This window comes from Corynebacterium sp. CCUG 70398 (assembly GCF_024454055.1).
Taxonomy (GTDB): domain Bacteria; phylum Actinomycetota; class Actinomycetes; order Mycobacteriales; family Mycobacteriaceae; genus Corynebacterium; species Corynebacterium genitalium.
This window is the reverse complement of the sequence record NZ_JAGPYZ010000008.1, coordinates 78,718-101,330: the sequence shown is the minus strand read 5'-3', so window position 1 is coordinate 101,330 and position 22,613 is coordinate 78,718. Positions and strand designations below refer to the sequence as shown.

Here is a 22,613-nt window from a genome sequence, read left to right as displayed (position 1 = left end):
CTCCACGCGCGGGCCCCGACGTTGCACTCCCTACCCCTGACTGCTAAAAATGGCTTTAGCACTCCCGCCAAGTGAGTGCTAAGAACGTCAATCCTGACCGGGATGAGGCTGGTCTGCGAGGGCTAAAGACAACGCGCCCGAGCAGCACTCGCCAGCCGTGCCGTCGCGGGCGCCGGGTTGGGACTTTGAGGCGTGAGAGTGGCGTCGTAAAGCAAAAAACAGCCACCTTAAAAAGAGGAGCAACAAACTCACATGGCAAAGATGATCGCATTCGATGAGGAAGCACGTCGCAGCCTCGAGCAGGGTCTGAACACCCTGGCTGACGCTGTGAAGGTGACGCTGGGCCCAAAGGGCCGCAACGTTGTCCTGGAGAAGTCCTGGGGCGCGCCGGCGATTACGAATGACGGCGTGACCATTGCGAAGGACATCGAGCTCGAGGATCCGTACGAGAAGATCGGTGCTGAGCTGGTCAAGGAAGTCGCCAAGAAGACTGATGACGTCGCTGGCGACGGCACCACCACCGCAACCGTGCTGGCTCAGGCACTGGTCCGTGAGGGCCTGCGCAACGTCGCTGCCGGCTCCAACCCGATGGGCATCAAGCGCGGCATCCAGGCTGCGGCCGAGAAGGTCTCCACCGTCCTGCTCGACTCCGCCAAGGAGGTCGAGACCGAGGAGGAGATCGCTAACACCGCCGGCATTTCCGCGTCTGACCCGGAGATCGGCAAGAAGATCGCCCAGGCGATGTACGCCGTCGGCAACGGCTCCGTGAACAAGGAGTCTGTCATCACCGTCGAGGAGTCCAACACGTTCGGCGTGGACCTCGAGGTCACCGAAGGTATGCGCTTTGACAAGGGCTACATCTCCGCCTACTTCGCCACTGACATGGAGCGCGGCGAGGCTGTCCTGGAGGACCCGTACATCCTCCTGGTGTCCGGCAAGATCTCCAACGTCAAGGAGCTTCTGCAGGTTCTGGAGCAGGTCATGCAGTCCGGCAAGCCGCTGCTGATCATCGCTGAGGATGTAGAGGGCGAGGCTCTGTCCACCCTCGTGGTCAACAAGATCCGCGGCACGTTCAAGTCGGTGGCTGTGAAGGCGCCGGGCTTCGGCGACCGTCGTAAAGCAATGCTGCAGGACATCGCCATCCTCACTGGCGGCCAGGTCATCTCCGAGGAGGTTGGCCTGTCGCTGGACACCGCTGACATCTCCCTGCTCGGCCAGGCACGCAAGGTCGTTGTGACCAAGGACGACACCACCATCGTCCAGGGCGCTGGCGACCAGGCTCAGATCGAGGGCCGCGTGAAGCAGATCCGCGCTGAGATCGACAACTCCGACTCCGACTACGACCGCGAGAAGCTCCAGGAGCGCCTGGCTAAGCTCGCCGGCGGTGTCGCTGTGATCAAGGTGGGTGCTGCCACCGAGGTCGAGCTCAAGGAGCGCAAGCTGCGCATCGAGGACGCTGTCCGCAACGCCAAGGCTGCTGTCGAGGAGGGCATCGTCGCTGGCGGTGGCGTGGCCCTGCTGCAGGCATCCAAGGAGCTCGAGGGCGACCTCGGCCTCGAGGGTGACGAGGCTACCGGCGTCAAGATCGTCCGCGAAGCCCTCTCCGCCCCGCTGAAGCAGATCGCGCTCAATGCTGGCCTCGAGCCGGGCGTTGTCGCTGACAAGGTTGCTAACCTCCCCGCTGGTGAGGGCCTGAACGCCGCCACCGGCGAGTACGTCAACATGCTGGCTAACGGTATCGCTGACCCTGCGAAGGTAACCCGTTCCGCGCTGCAGAACGCCGCGTCCATCGCTGGCCTCTTCCTCACCACAGAGGCTGTCGTCGCGCAGATGCCGGAGCCCGCAGCTCCCGCAATGGACCCGGAGGCCATGGGCGGCATGATGTAGGCACGCTTTCTCGCTTATCGACGCACCCTCCCGCGTCCCTTTGAATCCCCACCCCTAGGCGCAAGCCTGGACGGTGGGGATTTTGCGTGCAACCAGCAGGTTTCTTAGGTCTCGTTTCGGCAACGCTGCGCTGTGAGCTCCAGTTCGGCGCCGGGCCAGTGTGGCTGGAGTAAAGCTGTGAGGCACCCCCGGAATAGGGGTGTCCAAACTTTCAGGAAAAGAATTTTCCTGCTGAATTCGGCATATCGAACGCCTTGCAAAACGCGTTACAGACTGAGGGGTTGTTCGCTTAAAAGTAAATTTTTGACCGTCAAAATATGCAGGTAGTTTGACATAACCGCCATCACTTAACCAACCGTTAATGTTTTAAGGCGAGCTTAAGGAATAATGTGCTGGTCATGGCAATGAATTGCATGTGTTGACGGCTGTGAGATCTATGGCAATATTGCTCTTGTGACGCCCGATCGGGGTGTCTGAACACCAGAAACCTCATCCGGCGTCAGCCGGTGAACTCAAGGAGATTTTCACATGGACGTGAAGGAAATCATCACCCACCTGTCCAACTTCCAGGACACCTGGAAGGGCTGGAACCTGGTCATCGAGAACCTGACCAAGTTCTTCGGTGGCAACCCGATTCAGGACATCGCTGACCTCTTCGCTAACGACGCTGAGAAGCTGAAGGGCGCTTTCGAGTCCCTGTCTTCTAACAACTAATTTCACCCACCAGCCCTAACACATCACAGGAGAAAAACAATGGAATTCTTCGCAGGTTCTTCCGACTTCGCATCCGCACTCGGCGCCATCTGGGAGCCGATCTTCAAGTTCATGGAGCCGCTCGTCAAGGCTGCTGAGGGTGCTGAGAAGCTCCTCAAGCTGCTCCCGTAGTAGCTTCCTTCCCGCTTGGGCGGGATTCACTAACCCTGTCGCTTCAGCGGCAGGGTTTTTGCATTTCGTACCTAATCGATTCGCGCTATTCATGCAGTCAAACTAATAGACGTAACAACAGGCCCTGACTCATGCAAGCAAAACTATGGATGCGTCAACAAGCGTACGGTGATAGATCCCCAAGGTTTCCCCAGTGTTTGTGGTTCGCTGGGAATGAGATGGGGGCGTCGATAAGCGAAATGCATGCCGAGCGCTCCTGCCCGTGCGCGACTACACTCGACCGCATGGCAAACGATGATGACATGCCCATGATCGACTTGACGGAGACCGAGGGATACTACGTCGACGATTCTGACGAAGACGACCCGGTGCTCCTGAAGGCAGACGGCACCCCAATTGAGACCTGGCGCGAGAACTACCCGTACGACGAGCGCATGAGCCGGGACGAGTACGAGAAGGTCAAGCGTGCTCTGCAGATTGAGTTGCTGAAGTGGCAGAACTGGACGAAGGATACCGGCCAGCGTCACATCATCATCTTCGAGGGCCGCGACGCAGCCGGTAAGGGCGGCACCATCAAGCGCTTCAATGAGCACCTCAACCCGCGTGGTGCGCGCACTGTCGCCCTGGAGAAACCGAGCCCGCGCGAGTCCACCTCCTGGTACTTCCAGCGCTACATCGAACACTTCCCGGCTGGCGGCGAGATCGTCTTCTTCGACCGCTCCTGGTACAACCGCTCCGGCGTTGAGCGCGTCATGGGCTTTTGCACCGAGTCGCAGCACGCCGAGTTCCTGCGCGAGGTGCCGATGCTGGAGAACATGATTCTCGGCTCCGGCATTTCCCTGACCAAGTTCTGGTTCTCGGTGACGAAGAAGGAGCAGCGCACCCGCTTCGCCATCCGCCAGGTCGATCCGGTGCGCCAGTGGAAGCTGTCGCCGATGGACCTCGCCTCCCTGGACAAGTGGGACGATTACACCCGCGCCAAGGAAGAACAGTTCCGCTACACGGACACCGACGAATCCCCGTGGATCACCATCAAGTCCAACGACAAGAAGCGCGCCCGCATCAACGCGATGCGCTACATCCTGTCTAAGTTCGAGTACACGAACAAGGATCACGATGTTGTGGGCGAGCCGGACCCGTTGATCGTCAAGCGCGGCCGCGACCAGATCGGGGACTAATTTCCCATTGTGCGGAACGGCCGGGGGCTTTAACCTCAAGGTGTGACTATTAGCGTCTCCCGCCCGGTGCCGCGCGTCGCGCAACTCACCATTGACCGCGACGAAAAACGCAACGCGCTCAATACGGAAGTCTGCACCTTACTCGAGCGCGCGCTGAACGATTCGCTTATCGACGCCCGCGCCATCCTCATCACCGGCGCCGGCTCCGCCTTCTGCTCCGGCGCGGATCTGAGCGGCGGGGATGTTGGCGAGTTCTACCCCGCGATGGAGTCGCTCTTTATGTCGATCCGCCGCGCACCCGTTCCCGTCATCGCCTACGTGAACGGCCCCGCGATCGGTGCGGGGGCGATGCTCGCCGCCGTGTGTGACCTGCGGGTCGTGTCTCCGACCGCGCGGTTCATGGTCCCGGTGGCCGACATGGCGATCGGCGTCAACGACGTCCTGGTGAAGTCCTTTGAGCTACAGATGGGCGGATCATGGGCGCGGGCGATGCAGCTCGCCGGCGCGACCATGTCGGCGTCCGATGCCGATGCCACCGGTTTCGCTGTGCGGCCGTCGATGTTCCCGCGGCTTGAGCTCCCGGGCGGGGGCGTGGGGAGCGAGGCCCATGATTCCGCCGAGTTCGCCGTCGCTCTTGCAGAGCTATGCGCGGGCAAGGCGCCGCTGACGATGCGGAACGTGAAGATGGAGTTCGCGCATTCCTCGGGCGAGCGGTTCAGTGAGAGCGAGTTGGAGTCCGCCCGCCAGGCCCCCTGGGATTCGGCGGACATCCGGGAAGCCGCCCGGGCTGTGGCCGAGAAGCGCACCCCCGAGTTTCGCGGCGAGTAGCGGCTTCCTGAGTAGCGGCCTATTCAGTCGTGGCACCTGCTCCAGCGGGGGCAGGAGCATCGTGCCCATTGAGAATGGCTTTGGTGAGTTTGCGGAGGTGCTTGAGCTGTTTGTTGGAAGCGTCGTCAAGCGCGCGCTCTTCCGCGGAAGCCACGAGTGATGCGAGATCGGTCTGGATCTTGCGCCCCTTCTTCGTGGGGATGATGATCTGACGGCGACGATCCTTGGCGTCGCGCTCGCGGGCGACCCAACCGTGCGTTTCCAGCGAATCGATCAGGCGGACCATGTCGGAGGCGTCGATCGCGAGAAGTTCCGACAGCTGCGTCTGGCTGGCAGCGTGCGTCATCGTGCAGGTGAGAACCCAAAACTCGCGCATGGTCGTGCCGCGCTTGGTCAGCTCGGTCTCCACCGTGTCTTTAGTCGCGCGGCGGATGCGTTCGATTTGGAAAGACGGCGACTGCAGCAGAGCGTCAGGAAGGTCGAGCGATTCGGGCATGTACCCAATCTAGCATCCGTGGGGTACGCCCATCGTTGAAGTGGGGGACTAACGGGGAGCTGCACGCCGGGGCGGCGCTTAGCTAGATGCAAGTGACTAGATTGTTCGTTATTCGGCACAGAAACCGACGTTCTAGTCGTCTGGAACTAGCTAACCGAAGATGGGAGGGGCTACTCGGTGGGCAGGCCAGCGTTGACCCATGCCTGTGTGCCGCCGAGGACGTTGTAGACATCCGCGCCGAAGATCTCCTCGAGGTACTGGGACGCCTCAACGGAACGGCCGCCGGACCGGCAGATTACGTAGACGGGCTCGGTCGTGTCGATCTGCTGCGCCAGCACGGCGAAGTTGGACAGGGGCAGGTTGACGGCGCCGGCGGCGTGGGTGTCGGCGAATTCGTCGGGCTCGCGGACGTCGATAAGCTGTGCGTCGTTGGGGACATCGGTGACCTGAACTGACTGCATGCGCCCAGTGTAGATGTAAAGTTCCCTGTATGACTGGGCAGCGTAACGACGACCGCCGGCGCAAGCCGGTGCAGCCGCGGCCCGCTCCACCCCCGCGCAAGTACCCGCCGAAGCCGATGTGGGTGTACAAAATGAGGCGCTGGGGGGCCGTGCTCATCCTCCTCTTCCTTGTCGTTGCGTTCATCCGCGCTTGCGTGCCGAGCGAGCACGACCGGGAGATGGAAGCGTGGCAAGAGCAGTCGCAAATACCGTCCGTGGTTCAGGAAAACCAGGTCGCGGGTGAGGATATCCCGGTGTCGCGACCTGTTGAGATGACCATTCCCTCCATCGGTTTGAACGCCAATTTTGAGGAAGCCGATTGTCGATTCATGGATGGGGCCATCGATCCTGCATCCCTCACCGAAGCCTGCGCGTTCACTACGGAGGAAAAACCCTACTCGCTGCCGGGCACGAACGCCGATGACATTGTGGTCATCGCCGGACACGCGGCGGCCGGAGTGCCCGCGGTCTTCGACGCGCTCTATGACGTGCGAGCCGACCGTCACACCGTCGCTCCCGGCGACGCGCTATATCTGCGTACCGAGGAATCGGGTGACAAATGGTTGAAATACCAGGCGACCGACCTCCACAGCCCGGAGAAAGAAGGGCTGTCTCAAGCTGCGGAGATCTGGGGCGACGCGCCAATGCCAGGACGGCTGTTGACTATCTCCTGTGTGCAACCAAACAATCCGTTCCAGCAATCAACGCGTAATGCGGTGGTGGGGTGGCAACTTCAAGAGGTTGTGTCCGGAGAAAATGTGCGCGCATAGTGCGCACGGGGGCATTAGGAGTTAATGTGGTAGCTGAGAAATTGATTAGAAGCTGGAGGAACTATGCGTCGCACCACCATCCGCTCCGCTATCGCTCCCTTTCTAGTGGCAGGCGCACTGGCACTCGCCGTCGGCCAGGGTGCCGTGGCCGAAGAGTCCCGTTCAGTCACCGATACTCTTGGCCTTCTGCCCCTGACACTCGAGCTCGACGGTGAAGAGTGGCACTTGAACAAGGACGGGTCCACTTACCTTCTCGATGCCAAGCGCGTGAATGAAGAGCCGACATCAGCGGAGCGTAAAGCTTCTGAACGTGTGCTCAACGCTAATGCCGACGAGGTTCTTGAGCAGGCAAAGCGAGCCCAGGAACACTTCGAAAAAATGGAAGATCCCAATTACCCGGGCGAGGCCGCTGACCCGCTGGCTGCGGAAACAGCAGGCGTGCGTGTTGTGGGCGATGATGACAAGCCCACCACCGACCGCGGTGTCAATGCGCAGACCGGTTCCAATGATGCCGCTCAGGCAATGGTCGCTGTGCTGGTCGCGGTGATGATGGGATCGGTCGGGTTCTACTCCGGGCGTAGGGCTCGCACCTAGCGCTTGATGAGAAGGGGCTCAGCCACTGCGGCTGAGCCCCTTCTCGGCTTTAGGCCCTTAGGTTTAGCCCTTGTAGTTGGCGATGGCTGCCTCGAGGATCTTCTCTGCCTCAGCCTTGTCGCCCCAGCCGGAACCGGTGACGTCCTTGTTGGGCTCCAAGTCCTTGTAGTGGACGAAGAAGTGCTCAATCTCGTCCTTCAGGAAGTCGGAGACGTCGTTGATGTCCTGGTAGTTGTCGTAGCGGACGTCGTCAAGCACGCAGAGCAACTTGTCGTCGCCGCCAGCCTCATCGGTCATCTTGAACACGCCGAGCGGGCGAGCCTTGACAATGACACCCGGGAAAACCGGCTCCGGAGTGATTACGAGGGCATCCAACGGGTCACCGTCATCACCGAGGGTGTGGTCGATGTAGCCGTAGTCGAGCGGGTAGGCCATGGACGTGAACAGGTATCGGTCAAGGAAGACCTTGCCAGTCTCGTGGTCGACCTCGTACTTATTGCGGGAACCCTTCGGGATCTCGATGGTCACTTCAGCCATGGTTGCTCCTTGGTGGTGCTTGATCGGTTTTACGTCCACCATCGTAGCGCGCCCCATTCGTGTGGCTGTTAAGTGCAGTCGCTGATAGCCACTCTCACCGGCTAACCCCAAAAGAGGGACCCGACTACGTCCAAACGGGTTAGTTGATCCTTCAAAGTTGACGCGTTAAGTAATGGGTTTAATATGTGTGTTTGCTCGGAGAGTCCGGGGAGATAGCTGTCAACTGCATTGTCTCTCAAAAGTATTCTTCACAGGAGCACATGCCCGCAAGGGCGCTAGGAACCATCCCACATTTGGGTATAAGCGGGAGCATTCTTTGTTCAAGCTCGTTGAACTTCCTGGCACCGCCTGCCGCCGGCAAGCCTGCTGGGCGGCACACAACTAACGTCTCTGAAAGGCAGACACACATGGCAAACACCTTCACCAAGAAGACCGCCGCGATCGCCCTTGCGGCAGGCTTGGCATTCTCCGGCTCGGCCGGGGCAGTTTTTGCGCCGGTCGCGCAGGCGCAGCAGCTCTCCGACCTGTACACCGTTAACGATAACAATGAGAAGGTCCTCAAAAAGGACAATACGATCATCGTCCACAAGCGTGCCGGTACCGAAACCGGTACCCCGAATGCAGACGGTTCTGCTTCCAATGCCCCGGGCAATCCACTTGATGGTGCTGAGTTCAAGATCGAGCGTGTCAAGATCGACATGACCACTGATGAGGGCTTCGCTAACGCTGTTAAGCTGCAGACCACTGCGGACGGCGTGAATCGTGTCGAGCTGGACAAATACGGCACCGAGGCTGTTGGTGACTACCTGAATCCGGTGGCGACTCAGGGCGGTGACGTGACGTTCACGAATCTTCCTGCAGGTGCGTACCTGATCACCGAGACGAAGACTCCGGCTGGTTACATCAACTCGGCTCCGTTCATCGTTTTCGCCCCGATGCCGGATGCAACCAATAAGACGTGGAACAAGACTGTCCACGCCTACCCAAAGAACACCACCACGAAGACCGAGAAGACGGTTGTCGATGCGAACCAGCACCCGGTTGACGGCGACCACGCGGTGACCTACACCATTAACGCGACCGCACCGACCCCTCCGGCAGGGCGTGAGGTGACCTCCTTCAGCGTGCGTGACTACCACAAGGCCGATGAGTTCGACTCGCTCGACGTCACCGAGGTGCGTGTTGACGGTACGCCACTGAATGGCGGCTGGTCCGCAGCTGCTGCGCCTATGACTGACGCAGAGAAGGCCCGCATCAACGCTGCTGATGAACAGGGTAATACTCCGGACGCCGACACCAAGATCGTTGTCAACTTCACCGGAGAAGGCCTGGCTACGATCAAGAACAACCCGGGCGCGAAGGTTGAGGTTGTGCTCAGCGGTAAGATCTCCAAGACCGCGGCACAGAACGCAGACGGCAAGGGCTTGAAGGACGGCGAGGTCATCAACAGCGCCGACACTGGCGGTACTACGAGGCCGACGGGTGGCAGCGAGAACGAGGACGAGCCGTTCGACACTCCGCCGTCCAAGACCAAGAGCTACTTCGGCGCAGTTCAGATCGTCAAGACCGGTGAGAACCAGGAGAAGCTCGAGGGCGCCAAGTTCGAGCTGCACAAGATCTCTGGCGAGAACGCCACATGCTCGGCCGCTGACCTTAACGACGGCAACAAGGTGAACACTGGTGAATTGGTCACCGATGCTCAGGGCAAGTTCGTGATCAATTCTCTGCACGTCACCGATCTGCAGAACAACACTGAGACCATCACCGACACCTACTGCCTGAAGGAGACTGAGGCTCCGTCCGGTTACACCAAGTTGGTGCAGCCGATTGAGCTCAAACTCGCTGTTTCTGAGGTTAAGGGTCCCGCAACGAGTGAGACTGACGGCGGAACCACGTACGTCTTCAACAAGTCGGCGACTGTTGAGAACGTCAAGCGTGGCATCCCGCAGCTGCCGAGCACCGGTGGCATGGGTGTCATTGCCCTGATCCTGGCTGGTCTGGCACTTCTGGGTGGCGGTGCTTACGCCGCACGCCGCAAGACTGCCTAAGTGCTAGGTAATTCAACCCCAACAGGGATCACTGAGAAACCTGTTGCCCCCGCCGGACTTTGAGCGGTCGGGCGGGGGTGGGCGCACCCACGTGGGGAGGCGTCGATAAGCGAAAACAAAGTATCCCCACCCATTTTTCAAGGAGAGTCGATGTCAACGCTGGTGCCAGTCGATAAGGGCCAGGAAGGCGCAGCCAAGCCGGCTGGATCACGCCGTGTTCTCATGCCGCTGCTGATCATGTTGCTGGGGCTTGCCGTGCTTGTATACCCGGTGTTCGCCACGCAATGGAACAACTGGCTGCAGCAGCGCGCCGTCGATGAGTACCAAAGCGACATTCAGGACGGTGAACAGGAGGACCCGGGTGCCATGGAGCGCGCCCTCGAATCCGCCCGCTACTACAATGAGACGCACACCGACGGGCCAATCCTCGACCCGTGGCTCGCGCGCATTTCCAAAGACAACGTCGAGTACCAGGACTATCTGAAGGAACTCAGCGGTTACCCGGCCATGTCCCAGGTCGCTATCCCGGCGATTGACTCTAACCTGCCGGTGTATCACGGCAGTTCTGAAGAGGTGCTGCAAAAGGGCATCGGCCACCTTTTCGGCTCCGCGCTTCCAATCGGCGGGGAAGGCAACCACACCGTGCTGACGGGCCACACCGGCCTGACCAACGCGACGCTCTGGGACAACCTCATCGACGTCAAGGAAGGCGACGCGATCTACATCAACACCTTCGGACGCGCGATGAAGTATGAGGTCCACGACATCGAAGTTGTTCTGCCGGACGAAACCGACAGTTTGAAAGCGCGCGACGGGGAGGATCTGGTGACGCTGATCACCTGTACCCCGTACGGCGTCAACACGCACCGGCTGCTCGTGCATGCACACCGAGTACCGATGGATCCGTCGGAAGAGAATGTGTTCGACAAGTCGACCAAGCTCATGCAGTGGTGGATGTGGCTCATCCTCGCGATCGCGGCCGCAGCACTGATCGGAATCATGTGGTGGCTGCGTAAGCAAAAGCAGGCTGCAAATGCTGAAACTGACGTCGAAGGTGAGTCGGACGATGAAGTCTAGAGGGGTGGCGCTCGGCGCCGCCGTGATGATCGTGCTGGGCGCGATGTCCAGCGGGGTCGCGGAGGCGCAGATTCGACCTGTGACGGGCAACGATCGGACTCTGAACGGATCGCAGGTCAGCGCCGATGAACGGATGACGCTTGAAGTGCGCAAGAAGGGGTTCAACGCCTTCGATGATCCAGTCCCCGGAGCGCTCCCTCCAGGCGATCTCACCGGCATCACCTTCGTGCTTTACCTGGCGCCTGATTTCGATGTGACTACGGATGAGGGGCGCAAAGAAGCCAGCCGCGTCCGCTCCCAAGAAGAATGGGATGCGATCAACCGTTACGAGGTCGCGAGGGAGAAAACGAACGCTCATCGCGTCGCGACGTTCACGGACCTCAAACCCGGCCTGTACCTCCTCGAAGAGATCCGGCCGGATACCGAGCACAACTATCTCACCTCGTCGCCGCGCTGGGTCGTGCTCCCGGTGGCCGACGCTATGGGGGAGGAGTTCGAGCACGAGAACATTGTCGTGGTCAAGCCAGCGCCCATCTCGACTCCTCCTCCAGTGGTGCCGCCAACAACGACCACACCGCCAACAACCACCACGGGTGCACCGCCGCCGAACAAGACCCCCACAACTTCATCGAGCCCAGTCCCGGGACAGCCGCCTGAGGAACCATTTGAAGACGGACCGCGCTTACCGCGAGGCGTAGGGGCATCGACCGGCGCGAATGTTGTGCTCAGCATCATTGCGGGCCTGATCCTCCTCGGTCTCGGAGTTTTCATGACAAGGAGGAAGAAGAGCTAATGAGGAATGTTTGCCGAAAAGCAGGAGTTAAGCTGTCGGCTCTCGTCGCTACTGCTGCCCTTGTCATGCCTCTGGCCCCGGTACAAGCCCAGGACCTGGCGGTTGAGCAGGATTCCGTGCCCGCCCCAGTTTCCGGCGAGACGAATGCTGATGCTCAACCACATCCCGACGACGAAGCCGAGCTGTCACCCAGCCCGCTCGACACTCCGTGGTTACAGGAGCGGGCCGACGGGAGGATTGCTCAAGTTCAAGGTGCGCAGACGCTTGACGACGCATCCTCCCTAAGCGCCGACACCACGTTCAAACACGTCGGAGCCAGTGAGGCTGGCACCCAGAAGTTCGAGTTGCGCTCGGAGATTGAAGTTACCGGCCTGGAGGACCCCGACCAGACAATCTCCCTGGACAGTCTTTCTTTCGTCCGTAACCAATACGATGTTCCCACTCAGTGGGTTGAGGACATCACCGTGAACGGTGTGTCGCTCAGTGACGACAAGGCCGAGGTGTTCGAGTACCCGGACTTAGATTCTTACGCGGAAGCCGGCATAGACTACGCGGTCGACATTCCCAGTGATGTCACTGGTGACCTGATCACTGTCGACACCCACGGGATTGACCTGCCCCAATCGTTCACAGTCTCCATGACGGTGCACCTCCCGGAAGAAACTCCGGTAGACGGAAGGTATACGTGGGAGCTCTACACAGGTACTGCTGATGCTTTCACCCTCAACAGTGCCGCTTTTGCCGTTGATTCGGGAGCGCGTCTGGCTCCGGAGTACGGGGCTGTCCCGGCAGGCCACGCGCGAGTCGTCGTGCAGGTTGGTGGGGACCAGATCTACGGACCCTCCGGCCGAAACGCAGCATACTGGGAGCAAAACGGCAACGGTGCCACGCGTGTGCCAGGACGACTTCCGAGTACCTACGGCTTCACTGCCGGCGAGGGGGCGCAGTTGCAGCTTTACGCACCGCGCGACGGTAGGTTCGGCAATTCGGAGGCTCACTCTGAGATGACGAGCGCTGACCCCCTCGTTCCGATCAACGAGCCATGGGCAACGTGCACCGCTGATGCTAACGGAGAGTGTGTTTTCGATATTCCCGCTACCGGTAGGGATGCTCGACCCTACTACTGGATTGGCATGTCTAAAGCTTCGCCGGGTTACACGGCGCAACCACTAGTGAGAATCGGTGGCTCGGGTAACTCTTTCACGAGCACCGGGCAGGCTATGCATTACATCTACGCCACCCCAAACTTAACGCCAGGGTCCACGTTCTACTCAGGGGTCAACGTCACCCGCTCGCGCAACACTGGCTACGGTGCAGACTGGCAGGGCATAGGCAACTCAGCAGCATTCATGTACGAGGTCCAAGGCAACGGATCAAACCACCGAAGCTCCCTCGGCGTTATCCAGCAGGTGCGCGATAATCCGGCTATGCCCGAACGCTGCGGGTTGAATGTAGCGCTAGTCGTTGACCTTTCCGGAAGTATGGGATCGCAAGGTCTTAAAACGATTAAGGGTGTAGTCAACTCCGTGGCCTCTCGTTTGCAGGGCACTGATACGAATCTCGGGTTGTTCAACTTCGCTGAGAACTCACCCGCTAAACGAAATGGATCCAACCTCAGTTCTCCGGTCAGTGTGAGCACGCAAAGCGGTCAAGCCGCGATTAAGAAATGGGTAGATGGGCTTGCTATTCCCACCGAACGTGAGGGGCAGGCCACTAACTGGCAGGAAGCTCTATATCAGGTAGCGCAATATAACGAGCAGAATCCCAGTAACCAATACGACGTCGTGTACATGATCACCGACGGCAATCCAACTGTTCGAAAGGATGACGCGTTCGGCAATGCCGATGCCGGAGAAGGTTTTCTGACGCCGGATGGTGCTGCAACAGAGTTTCGAGATGTTGAGGGTGCAATCGGTGCAGCCAACATGGTGAAAGCTCAAGGCACGCGCATCGTGGCTGTTGGTATTCCGTCCAACTGGAGAGGCGTGATCACCAGCCGGGATGATCAGCTCGCTGTTTCCGACGAAAACTTGAAGGCAATTTCTGGTGGAAGTGGACACCAGGGTGGTAAAGACAATCTTCGCGCTGCCGACTTCGCCCAGTTTGAGGACAGCGAGGTCATGCAGACAGCGATCATCAACTCCCTCAACTCCTGCGCAATCACAGTCGAGCGCCGGTTCTACGGAGGAGAGGACCCGAATGCGCTTCCCACGCCGGAAAACACTCGAGGGACGAATGAGGAGACGGTGTCTGGCCAATGGTCGTTCCATTCAGAGAAAACACCCCCAAGCCGTGATGTAGCAATCGAAGACAAGATTCCCAGTGTCTGGAACAAGCGCAGGGACAACTACGTTTCGGAGTTTTCTCTGAAGGAGCAAGCTACTTATCCGAAGGTCGTGATACGCGAGGACCCTTCGAAGATTCCAGAAGGCTGGGTCCGCATGGATGCTGAGGGCGGCAAGCGCGCACAGTGCTTCGACCCTAGGGGTAACCCGGTGGCGGTGAATAATCTCCCCGCTGGGGAAAACCCCGCCCAGTACCCGAAGAACACAAAGGACAATGGTCTGACAAATGACTTCTCACTGACCAATGTTCCAGTTTCAGGAGCCCACTGCATCGTGTACTACCAGGCCAAGCCGCCCGGGCAGCCGTTCAAGTTCAAGCTCAACAAGGTTGATTCCACGGACAACTCCATCAGCCTTGACGGTGCCCAGTTCACGCTTACTGGGCTGGACAAGGACAACGCAGGTGAAAAGAAGCCGATCACGGTTCCAGGTGCTGGCAAAGATGAGTTCCATTGGGACAAGCTCGCCACCGGACGTTACGAGTTACGGGAAACGAAACCAGCTGACAACGGTTATGTCATGCTCGGCGGACCGGTGTACTTTCGCGTCGCTACAGCAAAGGAAGGGAATAGAGAGCTCACGAAGCTCTACCTCCTCGCAGGTAAGGATGATCGCACGGGCAGGGAAGTGACTGACCCGGACAGGATCGAGACGTTCCCGGTGACCCACTTCGGTCAGACCACGGTTGGCAACGAGGTCCAGGTGACCATGAAGGTCGCCAACACGAAGAGTGGCACCCTTCCGAAGACCGGTGGTCACGGTGTCTACGCGCAGATGCTGTTTGGGCTGGTGCTCATGCTGGCGGGAGCGGTCACGGTGCGTCGATGTAGCGCAGTGTAAAAGCACGGAGAAGAGGACTCCCCATTAGGAGTACCGAGAAATCAGTTCGCTAAGTGGGGAGTGTGCACTTTCGCATGGGTGGGCGGAGGTTGACCAGCCGGTCCGAGTGCGAAGCCTGCAGGCCGAGCGATTGAGCCGTTATCAATCAGTTGCCAAATCTTAACGTCGGATTTATCTTATGATTGAATCTTCCTAACCCAGAATAAGGATTCTTGCTCCGATGAAACGTTTGACTGCTCTCACCGCTGCAACCACCGTCGCGCTGTCTTTGGTGGTTACGCCAAACGCCTCTGCTAACGACGTCAACTACTTCACCGCCTCCAACGGGGTGACCATCCCCGTCATCAAAGCATCCGAGGGTAATCAGGGAACGCTCGTGTTCCTGAATGGTGACGGCACCCGCCGCTACACCACGCCGGATAGCCACTTCATTCAGGGTATTGTTAACGAAGTCAAGAACGAGAACGTCGACAGTCTGTTCCTGCTCCCGCCGAACAACCAGGACTCTTGGTGGCGAACCCGCGATGTCGATTCCTGGTGCGACGCCGTGCGCGAGTACCTGAACACGCTGCAGACCCCAGCTATCGAGGTTGCCGGATACTCCGGCGGAGCCGAGTTCATCGGCCGTCACCTGATGCTCGACGACACCACCTGGGTGCCCGACAACACCTCTTTCACCATGATCGGTGGCGGCAGCATCGGCGGTTACTCCGTTAACCCGCCGGCGCCCGGTAAGGCAGGCACGAAACTGGATTGGGTTGTCGGCCACAACGACACCTGGCTGCGGGAGCAGCCCACCTTCTCTGCCCGCCACGCAGCGGAGCGTTCTGAAACCGAGTACAAGCGGACCGGCTTCGACAACACCACGCTGGAGCTGGTGAGCGGTGATCACTACAACTACGACTTCGCGCAGATCCTCGGCAGCAGCGTCCGCGAGATGAAGAGCTCCGCAGCGCCGGCACCGCCTGCACCGCCCGCTCCGGCGCCGGAAGTGCCTGCACCGGCACCGGCACCGGTACCGGTTGACCCGGGTGCTCCTGTGCCTCCTCCGGCAGACAAGCCTGCACCGGCTCCGGAGCAAAAGCCGGCACCAGCGCCTGCACCTGAGCAGAAGCCTGCCCCGGCACCGGAGAAGCCAAAGCCGAACAAGGGCTCGGACAACGGCGACGCGAGGAAGGATGAGGCCGCGCTGGCTTGGGGCCGTGTGTGGGCCTTCCTCAGCAGCCTCCTGGTCCTGTACAAGGGCTCTAAGTAGTAAATAGCCTCTGTCGCGATACCATCAGTCTCTGATGGGCAGCGACAAGAAGCACAAGAAATGGCCGTGGGCCGTCGGCGCGGCAGCGCTGGCGGCCGTCGTCGGAGTGGCCGGCACCGGTGTGTGGGTGCAGCACGAGCTGGGGGATCTCACCCACGCGCCGGCCTACAGCATGGCGCAGCCTGCTCCGCTCGCAGTGCAGGAGGCATCGCCGGAGGGGGTTGATGGGGCGGAGCTCGTCGATAAGCTCGCGGCGCAAGCCGCGAATCCCGCGCTGGGGACGCTGCATGTGCGCATCAGCGACGGCCTGACGGGGGAGACCGTTTTCGAGCAGCGCGCGGGCGAGCCGCTGCAGCCCGCGAGCGCGACGAAGCTGCTCACCGCGGCCGCTGCGCTGTACACGCTGGAGCCTGACGCGACTGTGAGCACGCAGGTGCTGCGCAAAGGCGATGCCGTGACGGTAAAGGCCGCGGGCGACGTGTGGCTCACGCCGAGCGACGTAGATGAACTCGCGGCGAAGGTCGGCTCCGCATCCGCCGTGTACGTGGACAAGAGCATTTGGCCCGAGGAGACGTTCATGCCGGGCTGGGACCCGGAGGACATCGACGGCGGTTACATCGCGCCGATGGAGCCGATCATGGTGCACGGCGGGCGTCTCGGTGAGCCGGTTGGTGACGTGCCGCGCACGCACACGCCAGCGCTCGACCTCGCGCAAAGCATCGCCGACCGCGTGGGGGCGGAGACCGTCGGTTTCGGTCCCGCGCCAGCGGACGGCGAAGTCGTGGCCACGGTCGAGTCGCCGCCGCTGACCGAGCGTCTGCGCGACATGATGAAGGACTCCGACAACGTCATGGCGGAAGCGATCGGCCGAGAAATCGCCCGCGCACGCGGAGGTACATCGCCGCAGGCCACGCTCGATGCGCTCACAGAGCACGGCTTCAACATCAATGGAGTCACGCTCGCGGACTCGTCGGGTCTGTCGCGCTTTGACCTCATCCCTCCGCGCTTGCTTGACGACGTCATGGTGCGCGCCACCTCCACCAACGAACTGCGCGACCTGCTAACCACCTTGGCTGTCGCCGGCGGTGACGGCACGCTTATCGACAGGTACGGCGACCTCTCCGGTCGCGGCTGGGTCCACGCCAAAACCGGAACGCTGACAGGGACGTCCGCGCTGGTGGGCACCGTCACCTCCAAAGCGGGCAACGTGTACACCTTCGCGATGATCAGTAACGACTCCGAACTCCTGGCTGCCCGCGCCGCCCTCGACCAGTTCGCTTCCACCCTGCGGGAGTACTAGCCGGGCGCCGCAGGGCCGGGGCGGCGCGGGGCGCGCGGGGGCGGCGGTGTGGGCCGCGCTGGGGCGGGCCTTCGGCTACGTGCCGTTCCGCGCCCCTCAAAATCCCGGTTAGCTAGAAACAGGTGACTAGAATGCCGGAAATATGAGCCCAAAAGGAACATTCCAGTCGTTTGTTTCTAGTCAATCGGGTTCGGGGGCGGCCTGATGCCACCGGTTGAACCGTTTTGGCCGCGGGTCTCACCGCACTTCCTCGCGTGCCGGCGCGCTGTGCGCCTTCACACCGATGCCGCGAGACCTCACACCGACGCTGCGCACCCCGCCATCATCGGCCTCTCTGGCGGGCCGGACTCCTTGGCGTTGGTCGCTGCTGCGGCGGCGGAAGGCTGCGATGTGCGGGCGGTGGTGGTGGATCACGGGTTGCAGGAGGGGACGGCAAGCGTGGCGGAGCAGGCGCGGGCGAAAGCGGAAAAGCTCGGTGTCCCGGCCACAATTGCGCGGGTCGAGGTGGAGACTGCGCCGGGGGAAAGCGTCGAAGCCGCTGCGCGTGAGGCTCGTTACCAGGCGTTATTTGCTGAGGCAGCAGCGGACGGCAGCGACGTGTGGGTTGCCCACACTCTCGACGACCAGGCCGAAACCCTGCTCCTCGGTGCTCTGCGCGGAAACCCTGCGGGGATGCCGGCGGTGACAGAAGCAGCCGGAGGCCGTCTCGTGCGGCCGTTCCTTCAAATCAGACGAGCGGATACCGCCGGTGCCTGCGACGAACTGGGGCTGCAGCCGTGGCACGACCCGATGAACGACGACACCGCTTATCGGCGAGTAGCCGTCCGAAAGTCCATCATCCCCGCCCTCAGTGACCTCATCGGCGGGGACGCCGCGGCACCGCTGGCCAAAACGGCAGAGCGGATCGTCGCTGACAACGCGCTTGTCGACGAAGCGTACGACCTCAGCCCGACGAACGACTGTGCTGAACTCGCCGCCGACCCCGCTCCGATTCGGCAGCGCCGCATCAGGGCGTGGCTACGGACTTACGGGGTTGAGTTGGGTGGGGGGCAGGTAGGAAGCGTCGATAGGCTGTGCGTTGAGTGGCGCGGGCAAGGGCCTGTCGATGTCGCCGGCGCGCGGGTGGGGCGGGCGAACGGGCGGCTGTACGTTGAGTAGCTAGCCAACTTTCTCCCGCCTAATAGTGGGTCGTTCGCCCAGAGTTTTGGCACAATAGCGCACATGGCTGACTTGCACGACAAGAAGGACTTCAACGTCTCGGACCACCGTTACGGCAACGACGTGGAGGCAGTGCTCATCCCGGAGGAGGAGCTGCAGCACCGCATCCAGGAAATGGCGGACAAAGTTTCCGAGCTGTACCGGGACGCCGACGATGACCTCATCCTCGTGTGCGTGCTCAAAGGCGCGGTCTACTTCCTCACCGACTTCGCCCGTGCGCTGTCGATTCCGGCGCAGGTGGAGTTCATGGCCGTGTCCTCGTATGGCAACTCGACCACCAGCTCGGGCGTGGTGCGCATTATGAAGGACCTGGACAAAGAGATCTCCGGCCGCGACGTGCTGGTCGTGGAGGACATCATCGACTCCGGTCTGACCCTGTCGTGGCTGATGAAGAACTTGAAGGGCCGCCAGCCGAAGAGCTTGAGGGTGGTCACGCTGCTGCGCAAGCCTGAGGTGCAGAGTGCGCAAGTAGAGCTTTTCGACGTCGGGTTCGACATCCCCAATGAATTCGTCATCGGTTACGGCTTGGACTATGCGGAGCGCTACCGCGATTTGCCGTACATCGGCACGTTGCACCCGCGGGTCTACTCGGATGTGGGCGAAGAACCGGTTCCTGCGCGTGAAGAAGGCCCGGAATCTGTCGAGATCTGACCGGTCGTTCACGGCGACGCTGTGAGCGAACGTTCCGCCCGGGAATTTAATGTCCAGCCCGTGAGTAGGGTGTAATAGCTAGAAACCATTCACCCCCTCCCCACCAAGCAAAAGGGCTAGATGAATAACAAACTGGTCGTGCGTTACGGCATCATCGGTGCCGTCCTGCTGATTCTGCTGTACCTGACCACCTTGATCGGTGATCAGTCTCGCAACTACGTCGAGGTAGATACCTCCATCGCGCTGCAGCAATTGGCGGACAATAACGTCGAAGAAGCTCAGATCGATGACCGTGAGCAGCGTGTTCGCCTGGACCTGCGCGAACCCATCACCGTCGAGGAGCGCGAAGGCATTGAGTCTGTGCAGGCGCAGTACCCGGCGCGCACGACTCCGGACATCTTCAACGCGGTACGCGAGTCGGAGACGGAGACCTACACCACCAACGTGACGCAGGATTCCTTCCTGCTGTCGATGTTGGGCTTCATGTTGCCGATGCTGCTCATCTTCGGCTTGATCATGTTCTTCATGTACCGCATGCAGGCGGGTGGCGGCATGTTCGGCATCGGTGGCTCGCGCGCCAAGCAGCTGACCAAGGACATGCCGACGAACACGTTCGCCGATGTCGCCGGCGCGGACGAGGCTGTCGACGAGCTACAGGAGATCAAGGACTTCCTCCAGGACCCGGAGATCTACGAGAAGCTGGGCGCGAAGATCCCGCGCGGTGTGCTGCTCTACGGCCCGCCCGGCACCGGTAAGACGCTGTTGGCGCGCGCTGTCGCAGGTGAGGCTGGGGTGCCGTTCTACTCCATCTCCGGTTCGGACTTCGTGGAAATGTTCGTCGGTGTCGGTGCTTCCCGTGTGCGCGACCTGTTCAAGCAAGCTCGCGAGAACTCGCCGTGCATCATCTTCGTCGACGAGATTGATGCCGTCGGCCGTCAGCGCGGCTCCGGCACCGGCGGCGGTCACGACGAGCGTGAGCAGACCCTCAACCAGTTGCTCGTGGAGATGGACGGCTTCGGTGACCGCGAAGGCGTCATCCTCATTGCCGCGACGAACCGGCCCGACATTCTCGACCCGGCGCTGCTGCGCCCGGGCCGTTTCGACCGCCAGATCCCGGTGACCAACCCGGACTTAGCCGGCCGCAAGAAAATCCTCGAAGTTCACGCGAAGAACAAGCCGCTCGGCCCCGATGTCGACTTGGGTTCCTTAGCGAAGCGCACCGCCGGCATGTCCGGTGCGGACCTGTCCAACGTCCTCAATGAGGCCGCTCTGCTCACCGCCCGCATCGGCGGCAACGTGATCACTGCCGACGCTCTCGAGGAAGCGTCCGACCGTGTCGTCGGTGGCCCCCGCCGTTCGTCGAAGATCATCTCCGAGAAGGAGAAGAAGGTCACTGCCTACCACGAGGGTGGCCACACGCTCGCCGCGTGGGCGCTCAAGGACATCGAGCGCGTCTACAAGGTGACCATCCTGGCCCGCGGCCGCACCGGCGGCCACGCCATGACGGCCGCCGAAGACGACAAGGGCATGTACAACCGTGACGAGCTTTATGCCCGCCTCGTCTTCGCCATGGGTGGCCGTGCCGCCGAGGAGCTCGTCTTCGGCGAGCCCACTACCGGCGCGTCGGCCGACATTGAGCAGGCCACGAAGATCGCCCGCGCGATGGTCATGGAGTACGGCATGAGCTCCACTCTCGGCACCGTGAAGTACGGCGACGAGGACGGCGATCCGTTCGCGCGCGCGATGGGCGGCGGCTCGCTGGACTATTCGCCGGCGGTTGCGGAGTCCATTGACCGCGAGGTGCGTGAGCTTATCGACGTCGCACACGCCCGCGCCTACTCCATCCTCGCGGAGCACCGCGACTACTTGGATACGCTGGCCTCGAAGCTGCTGGAGAAGGAAACCCTGCGCCGCGGCGACTTGGAAGCCATTCTCGACGGGATCGATCCGCAGGATGCGGACCTGCCCATCGTGGACTCGCGCTTTACCCGCCAGGCCGGTTATGAACCGGTGAAGACCCCGGTGGAGCTGGCCAAGGAACGCGGCGAGGAACCGCCGAAGAAGTTCTCCTTGCTCGAGGCTTCCCAGCAGGCACGCGAACGCCGACAGGCGCAGCGCAAGGCTGAGTTGGACCAGGACTACAACAAGCGTTACAACCAGGGTGGATCCTCCCGCTGGCGTCGCGGCCAGAACCAGGACGGCCAGAATGGTGCAGGCCCGAACGGTTCCGCACCGTACCCCGGCGGCGAGGGACCCCGCCCGCGTTACGACGGTCCCCAGCCCCCGGCTGACTGGTCCTACGCCGGCGACGGACGCACTGGCCAGCCTGGTCAGCCCGGCCAGCCGGTCCCACCTGTGCAGCCGGCACCCCAGCCACAGCCGCAGACTCTGCCGAACCAGCCGACTGAGCAGTTCGGCGCTGCGCAGCCTGCACCGCAGGGTCAGCCGCAGCCGCAGCACCCGGGAACGAACGCTTACCCCGCGCACCCGCAGGGCCAGCCGCCGCAGCAGGAGCTGATCGGTTTCCGTCTCCCGGAAAATGAGCAGCCGGACCACCAGTGGGACGACAAGAAGGATGCACCGGGTGAAGAATCGGCGCCGAGCCAGGACGCCTCTGGCGTGGCTGAGCCGACGTCGGAGGATTCTGATCCGACCCAGCAGTTGCCACGCCCAGACGCTGACCCGGGCAACTCCCGACCCCTGAAGCCGGAGGAGTGACAGTGACCAAGCCTGAAGACAACGTCGACAACATCGACGACATCGTCAATCCTGGCCTGTTGGCCGGCGATGAAGAAGTGGAACCGATCGTCGAGCCCGGCACCGGGGATGGCAGCGGGCGCCCCGCGTTCGACCGCGAGCGCACCGAAGCCGCTGTGCGCGAACTGCTGCTCGCGGTGGGGGAGGACCCGGACCGCGAAGGTCTCGTGGACACCCCGGCCCGAGTCGCCCGCGCCTACGAAGAGGTCTTTGCTGGGCTGCACGTCGACCCGACGGAGGTCCTGGACAAGACGTTCGCGGAGAACCACGAGGAGCTCGTCCTGGTGCGTGATGTGCCGATCTACTCCACCTGCGAGCACCACCTGGTGCCGTTCTACGGCGTGGCGCACATCGGCTACATCCCCGGCAGTGACGGTCATGTCACCGGTTTGTCCAAGCTAGCGCGGTTGGCGGATATGTACGCGAAGCGTCCGCAGGTGCAGGAGAGGTTGACTAGTCAGATTGCGGATGCACTTGTCGATAAGCTGCAGGCGCAATCCGTGATTGTCGTGATTGAATGCGAGCACCTGTGCATGGCCATGCGTGGTATTCGCAAGCCGGGCGCAACGACGACGACCTCGGCTGTGCGCGGCGGTTTCAAGCGTAATGCCGCATCGCGGGCTGAAGTGTTGAGCCTGATCAGGGGGTAAAAAG

At 61.3% G+C, this 22,613-nt stretch carries 20 protein-coding genes; 17 read left to right on the top strand and 3 right to left on the bottom strand.

Features of this window, described 5'->3' with window-relative positions:
- Positions 1-252 precede the first annotated feature (252 nt).
- The 5 genes from groL (at position 253) to KBX07_RS09505 (ending at position 4,778) form a co-directional block, all read left to right on the top strand.
- A complete protein-coding gene (gene groL / locus KBX07_RS09525; protein ID WP_005288447.1) occupies positions 253-1,887 on the top strand; it encodes a chaperonin GroEL in 1,635 nt (544 codons plus the stop codon).
- A 528-nt stretch (positions 1,888-2,415) separates the two neighbouring features.
- A complete protein-coding gene (locus KBX07_RS09520) occupies positions 2,416-2,601 on the top strand; it encodes a hypothetical protein (protein WP_256023941.1) in 186 nt (61 codons plus the stop codon).
- A gap of 39 nt (positions 2,602-2,640) precedes the next feature.
- Complete coding sequence (locus tag KBX07_RS09515; protein WP_256023940.1) at positions 2,641-2,772, top strand: hypothetical protein; 132 nt, start codon at positions 2,641-2,643, stop codon at positions 2,770-2,772.
- Between the two features lie 284 nt (positions 2,773-3,056).
- On the top strand, positions 3,057-3,950 hold the full coding sequence (gene ppk2, locus KBX07_RS09510; RefSeq protein WP_255995614.1) for a polyphosphate kinase 2: 894 nt from the start codon (positions 3,057-3,059) through the stop codon (positions 3,948-3,950).
- A 42-nt stretch (positions 3,951-3,992) separates the two neighbouring features.
- Positions 3,993-4,778, top strand: coding sequence for an enoyl-CoA hydratase-related protein (locus KBX07_RS09505; RefSeq protein ID WP_256023938.1), 786 nt, complete (start codon positions 3,993-3,995; stop codon positions 4,776-4,778).
- Positions 4,779-4,797: 19 nt separating this feature from the next.
- Here KBX07_RS09505 and KBX07_RS09500 read toward each other — a convergent pair whose 3' ends face one another.
- Complete coding sequence (locus KBX07_RS09500) at positions 4,798-5,274, bottom strand: MarR family winged helix-turn-helix transcriptional regulator (protein WP_256023937.1); 477 nt, start codon at positions 5,272-5,274, stop codon at positions 4,798-4,800.
- A gap of 170 nt (positions 5,275-5,444) precedes the next feature.
- Positions 5,445-5,735 carry a rhodanese-like domain-containing protein gene (locus KBX07_RS09495; protein WP_005288488.1) on the bottom strand — a complete coding sequence of 97 codons (291 nt, stop codon included), beginning with the start codon at positions 5,733-5,735 and terminating at the stop codon, positions 5,445-5,447.
- A 29-nt stretch (positions 5,736-5,764) separates the two neighbouring features.
- Here KBX07_RS09495 and KBX07_RS09490 point away from each other — a divergent pair, with 29 nt between their 5' ends.
- A complete protein-coding gene (locus KBX07_RS09490; RefSeq protein ID WP_256023935.1) occupies positions 5,765-6,544 on the top strand; it encodes a hypothetical protein in 780 nt (259 codons plus the stop codon).
- Between the two features lie 63 nt (positions 6,545-6,607).
- Complete coding sequence (locus tag KBX07_RS09485) at positions 6,608-7,138, top strand: hypothetical protein (protein WP_256023934.1); 531 nt, start codon at positions 6,608-6,610, stop codon at positions 7,136-7,138.
- 63 nt (positions 7,139-7,201) lie between these two features.
- Here the strand turns inward: KBX07_RS09485 and KBX07_RS09480 are convergent, their stop codons facing one another.
- Complete coding sequence (locus tag KBX07_RS09480) at positions 7,202-7,675, bottom strand: inorganic diphosphatase (RefSeq protein ID WP_255998447.1); 474 nt, start codon at positions 7,673-7,675, stop codon at positions 7,202-7,204.
- A 407-nt stretch (positions 7,676-8,082) separates the two neighbouring features.
- Here KBX07_RS09480 and KBX07_RS09475 point away from each other — a divergent pair, with 407 nt between their 5' ends.
- The 10 genes from KBX07_RS09475 to folE all read left to right on the top strand — a co-directional run bounded on the left by KBX07_RS09475 (position 8,083) and on the right by folE (position 22,609).
- Positions 8,083-9,723 (top strand): SpaH/EbpB family LPXTG-anchored major pilin, encoded by a 1,641-nt coding sequence (locus KBX07_RS09475; RefSeq protein ID WP_005288497.1) that lies wholly within the window; start codon positions 8,083-8,085, stop codon positions 9,721-9,723.
- A gap of 150 nt (positions 9,724-9,873) precedes the next feature.
- Positions 9,874-10,800 (top strand): class C sortase, encoded by a 927-nt coding sequence (locus KBX07_RS09470; RefSeq protein ID WP_256023933.1) that lies wholly within the window; start codon positions 9,874-9,876, stop codon positions 10,798-10,800.
- A complete protein-coding gene (locus tag KBX07_RS09465; RefSeq protein WP_256023931.1) occupies positions 10,790-11,593 on the top strand; it encodes an LPXTG cell wall anchor domain-containing protein in 804 nt (267 codons plus the stop codon). Before KBX07_RS09470 ends, KBX07_RS09465 begins: the two co-directional genes overlap by 11 nt.
- Complete coding sequence (locus tag KBX07_RS09460; protein ID WP_256023930.1) at positions 11,593-14,778, top strand: VWA domain-containing protein; 3,186 nt, start codon at positions 11,593-11,595, stop codon at positions 14,776-14,778. Before KBX07_RS09465 ends, KBX07_RS09460 begins: the two co-directional genes overlap by 1 nt.
- A 220-nt stretch (positions 14,779-14,998) precedes the next feature.
- Positions 14,999-16,033, top strand: coding sequence for a hypothetical protein (locus KBX07_RS09455; protein WP_256023928.1), 1,035 nt, complete (start codon positions 14,999-15,001; stop codon positions 16,031-16,033).
- A 34-nt stretch (positions 16,034-16,067) separates the two neighbouring features.
- Positions 16,068-17,333 carry a D-alanyl-D-alanine carboxypeptidase/D-alanyl-D-alanine-endopeptidase gene (gene dacB, locus KBX07_RS09450; RefSeq protein ID WP_256023927.1) on the top strand — a complete coding sequence of 422 codons (1,266 nt, stop codon included), beginning with the start codon at positions 16,068-16,070 and terminating at the stop codon, positions 17,331-17,333.
- A gap of 204 nt (positions 17,334-17,537) precedes the next feature.
- On the top strand, positions 17,538-18,491 hold the full coding sequence (gene tilS / locus KBX07_RS09445) for a tRNA lysidine(34) synthetase TilS (protein WP_256023925.1): 954 nt from the start codon (positions 17,538-17,540) through the stop codon (positions 18,489-18,491).
- Positions 18,492-18,554: 63 nt separating this feature from the next.
- The gene (gene hpt, locus KBX07_RS09440) at positions 18,555-19,202 is read left to right on the top strand and encodes a hypoxanthine phosphoribosyltransferase (protein WP_255995598.1); all 648 of its coding nucleotides are present in this window, start codon (positions 18,555-18,557) and stop codon (positions 19,200-19,202) included.
- 120 nt (positions 19,203-19,322) lie between these two features.
- On the top strand, positions 19,323-21,920 hold the full coding sequence (ftsH, locus tag KBX07_RS09435) for an ATP-dependent zinc metalloprotease FtsH (RefSeq protein ID WP_256023923.1): 2,598 nt from the start codon (positions 19,323-19,325) through the stop codon (positions 21,918-21,920).
- A gap of 86 nt (positions 21,921-22,006) precedes the next feature.
- On the top strand, positions 22,007-22,609 hold the full coding sequence (gene folE, locus KBX07_RS09430; protein ID WP_256023968.1) for a GTP cyclohydrolase I FolE: 603 nt from the start codon (positions 22,007-22,009) through the stop codon (positions 22,607-22,609).
- Positions 22,610-22,613: the final 4 nt, after the last annotated feature.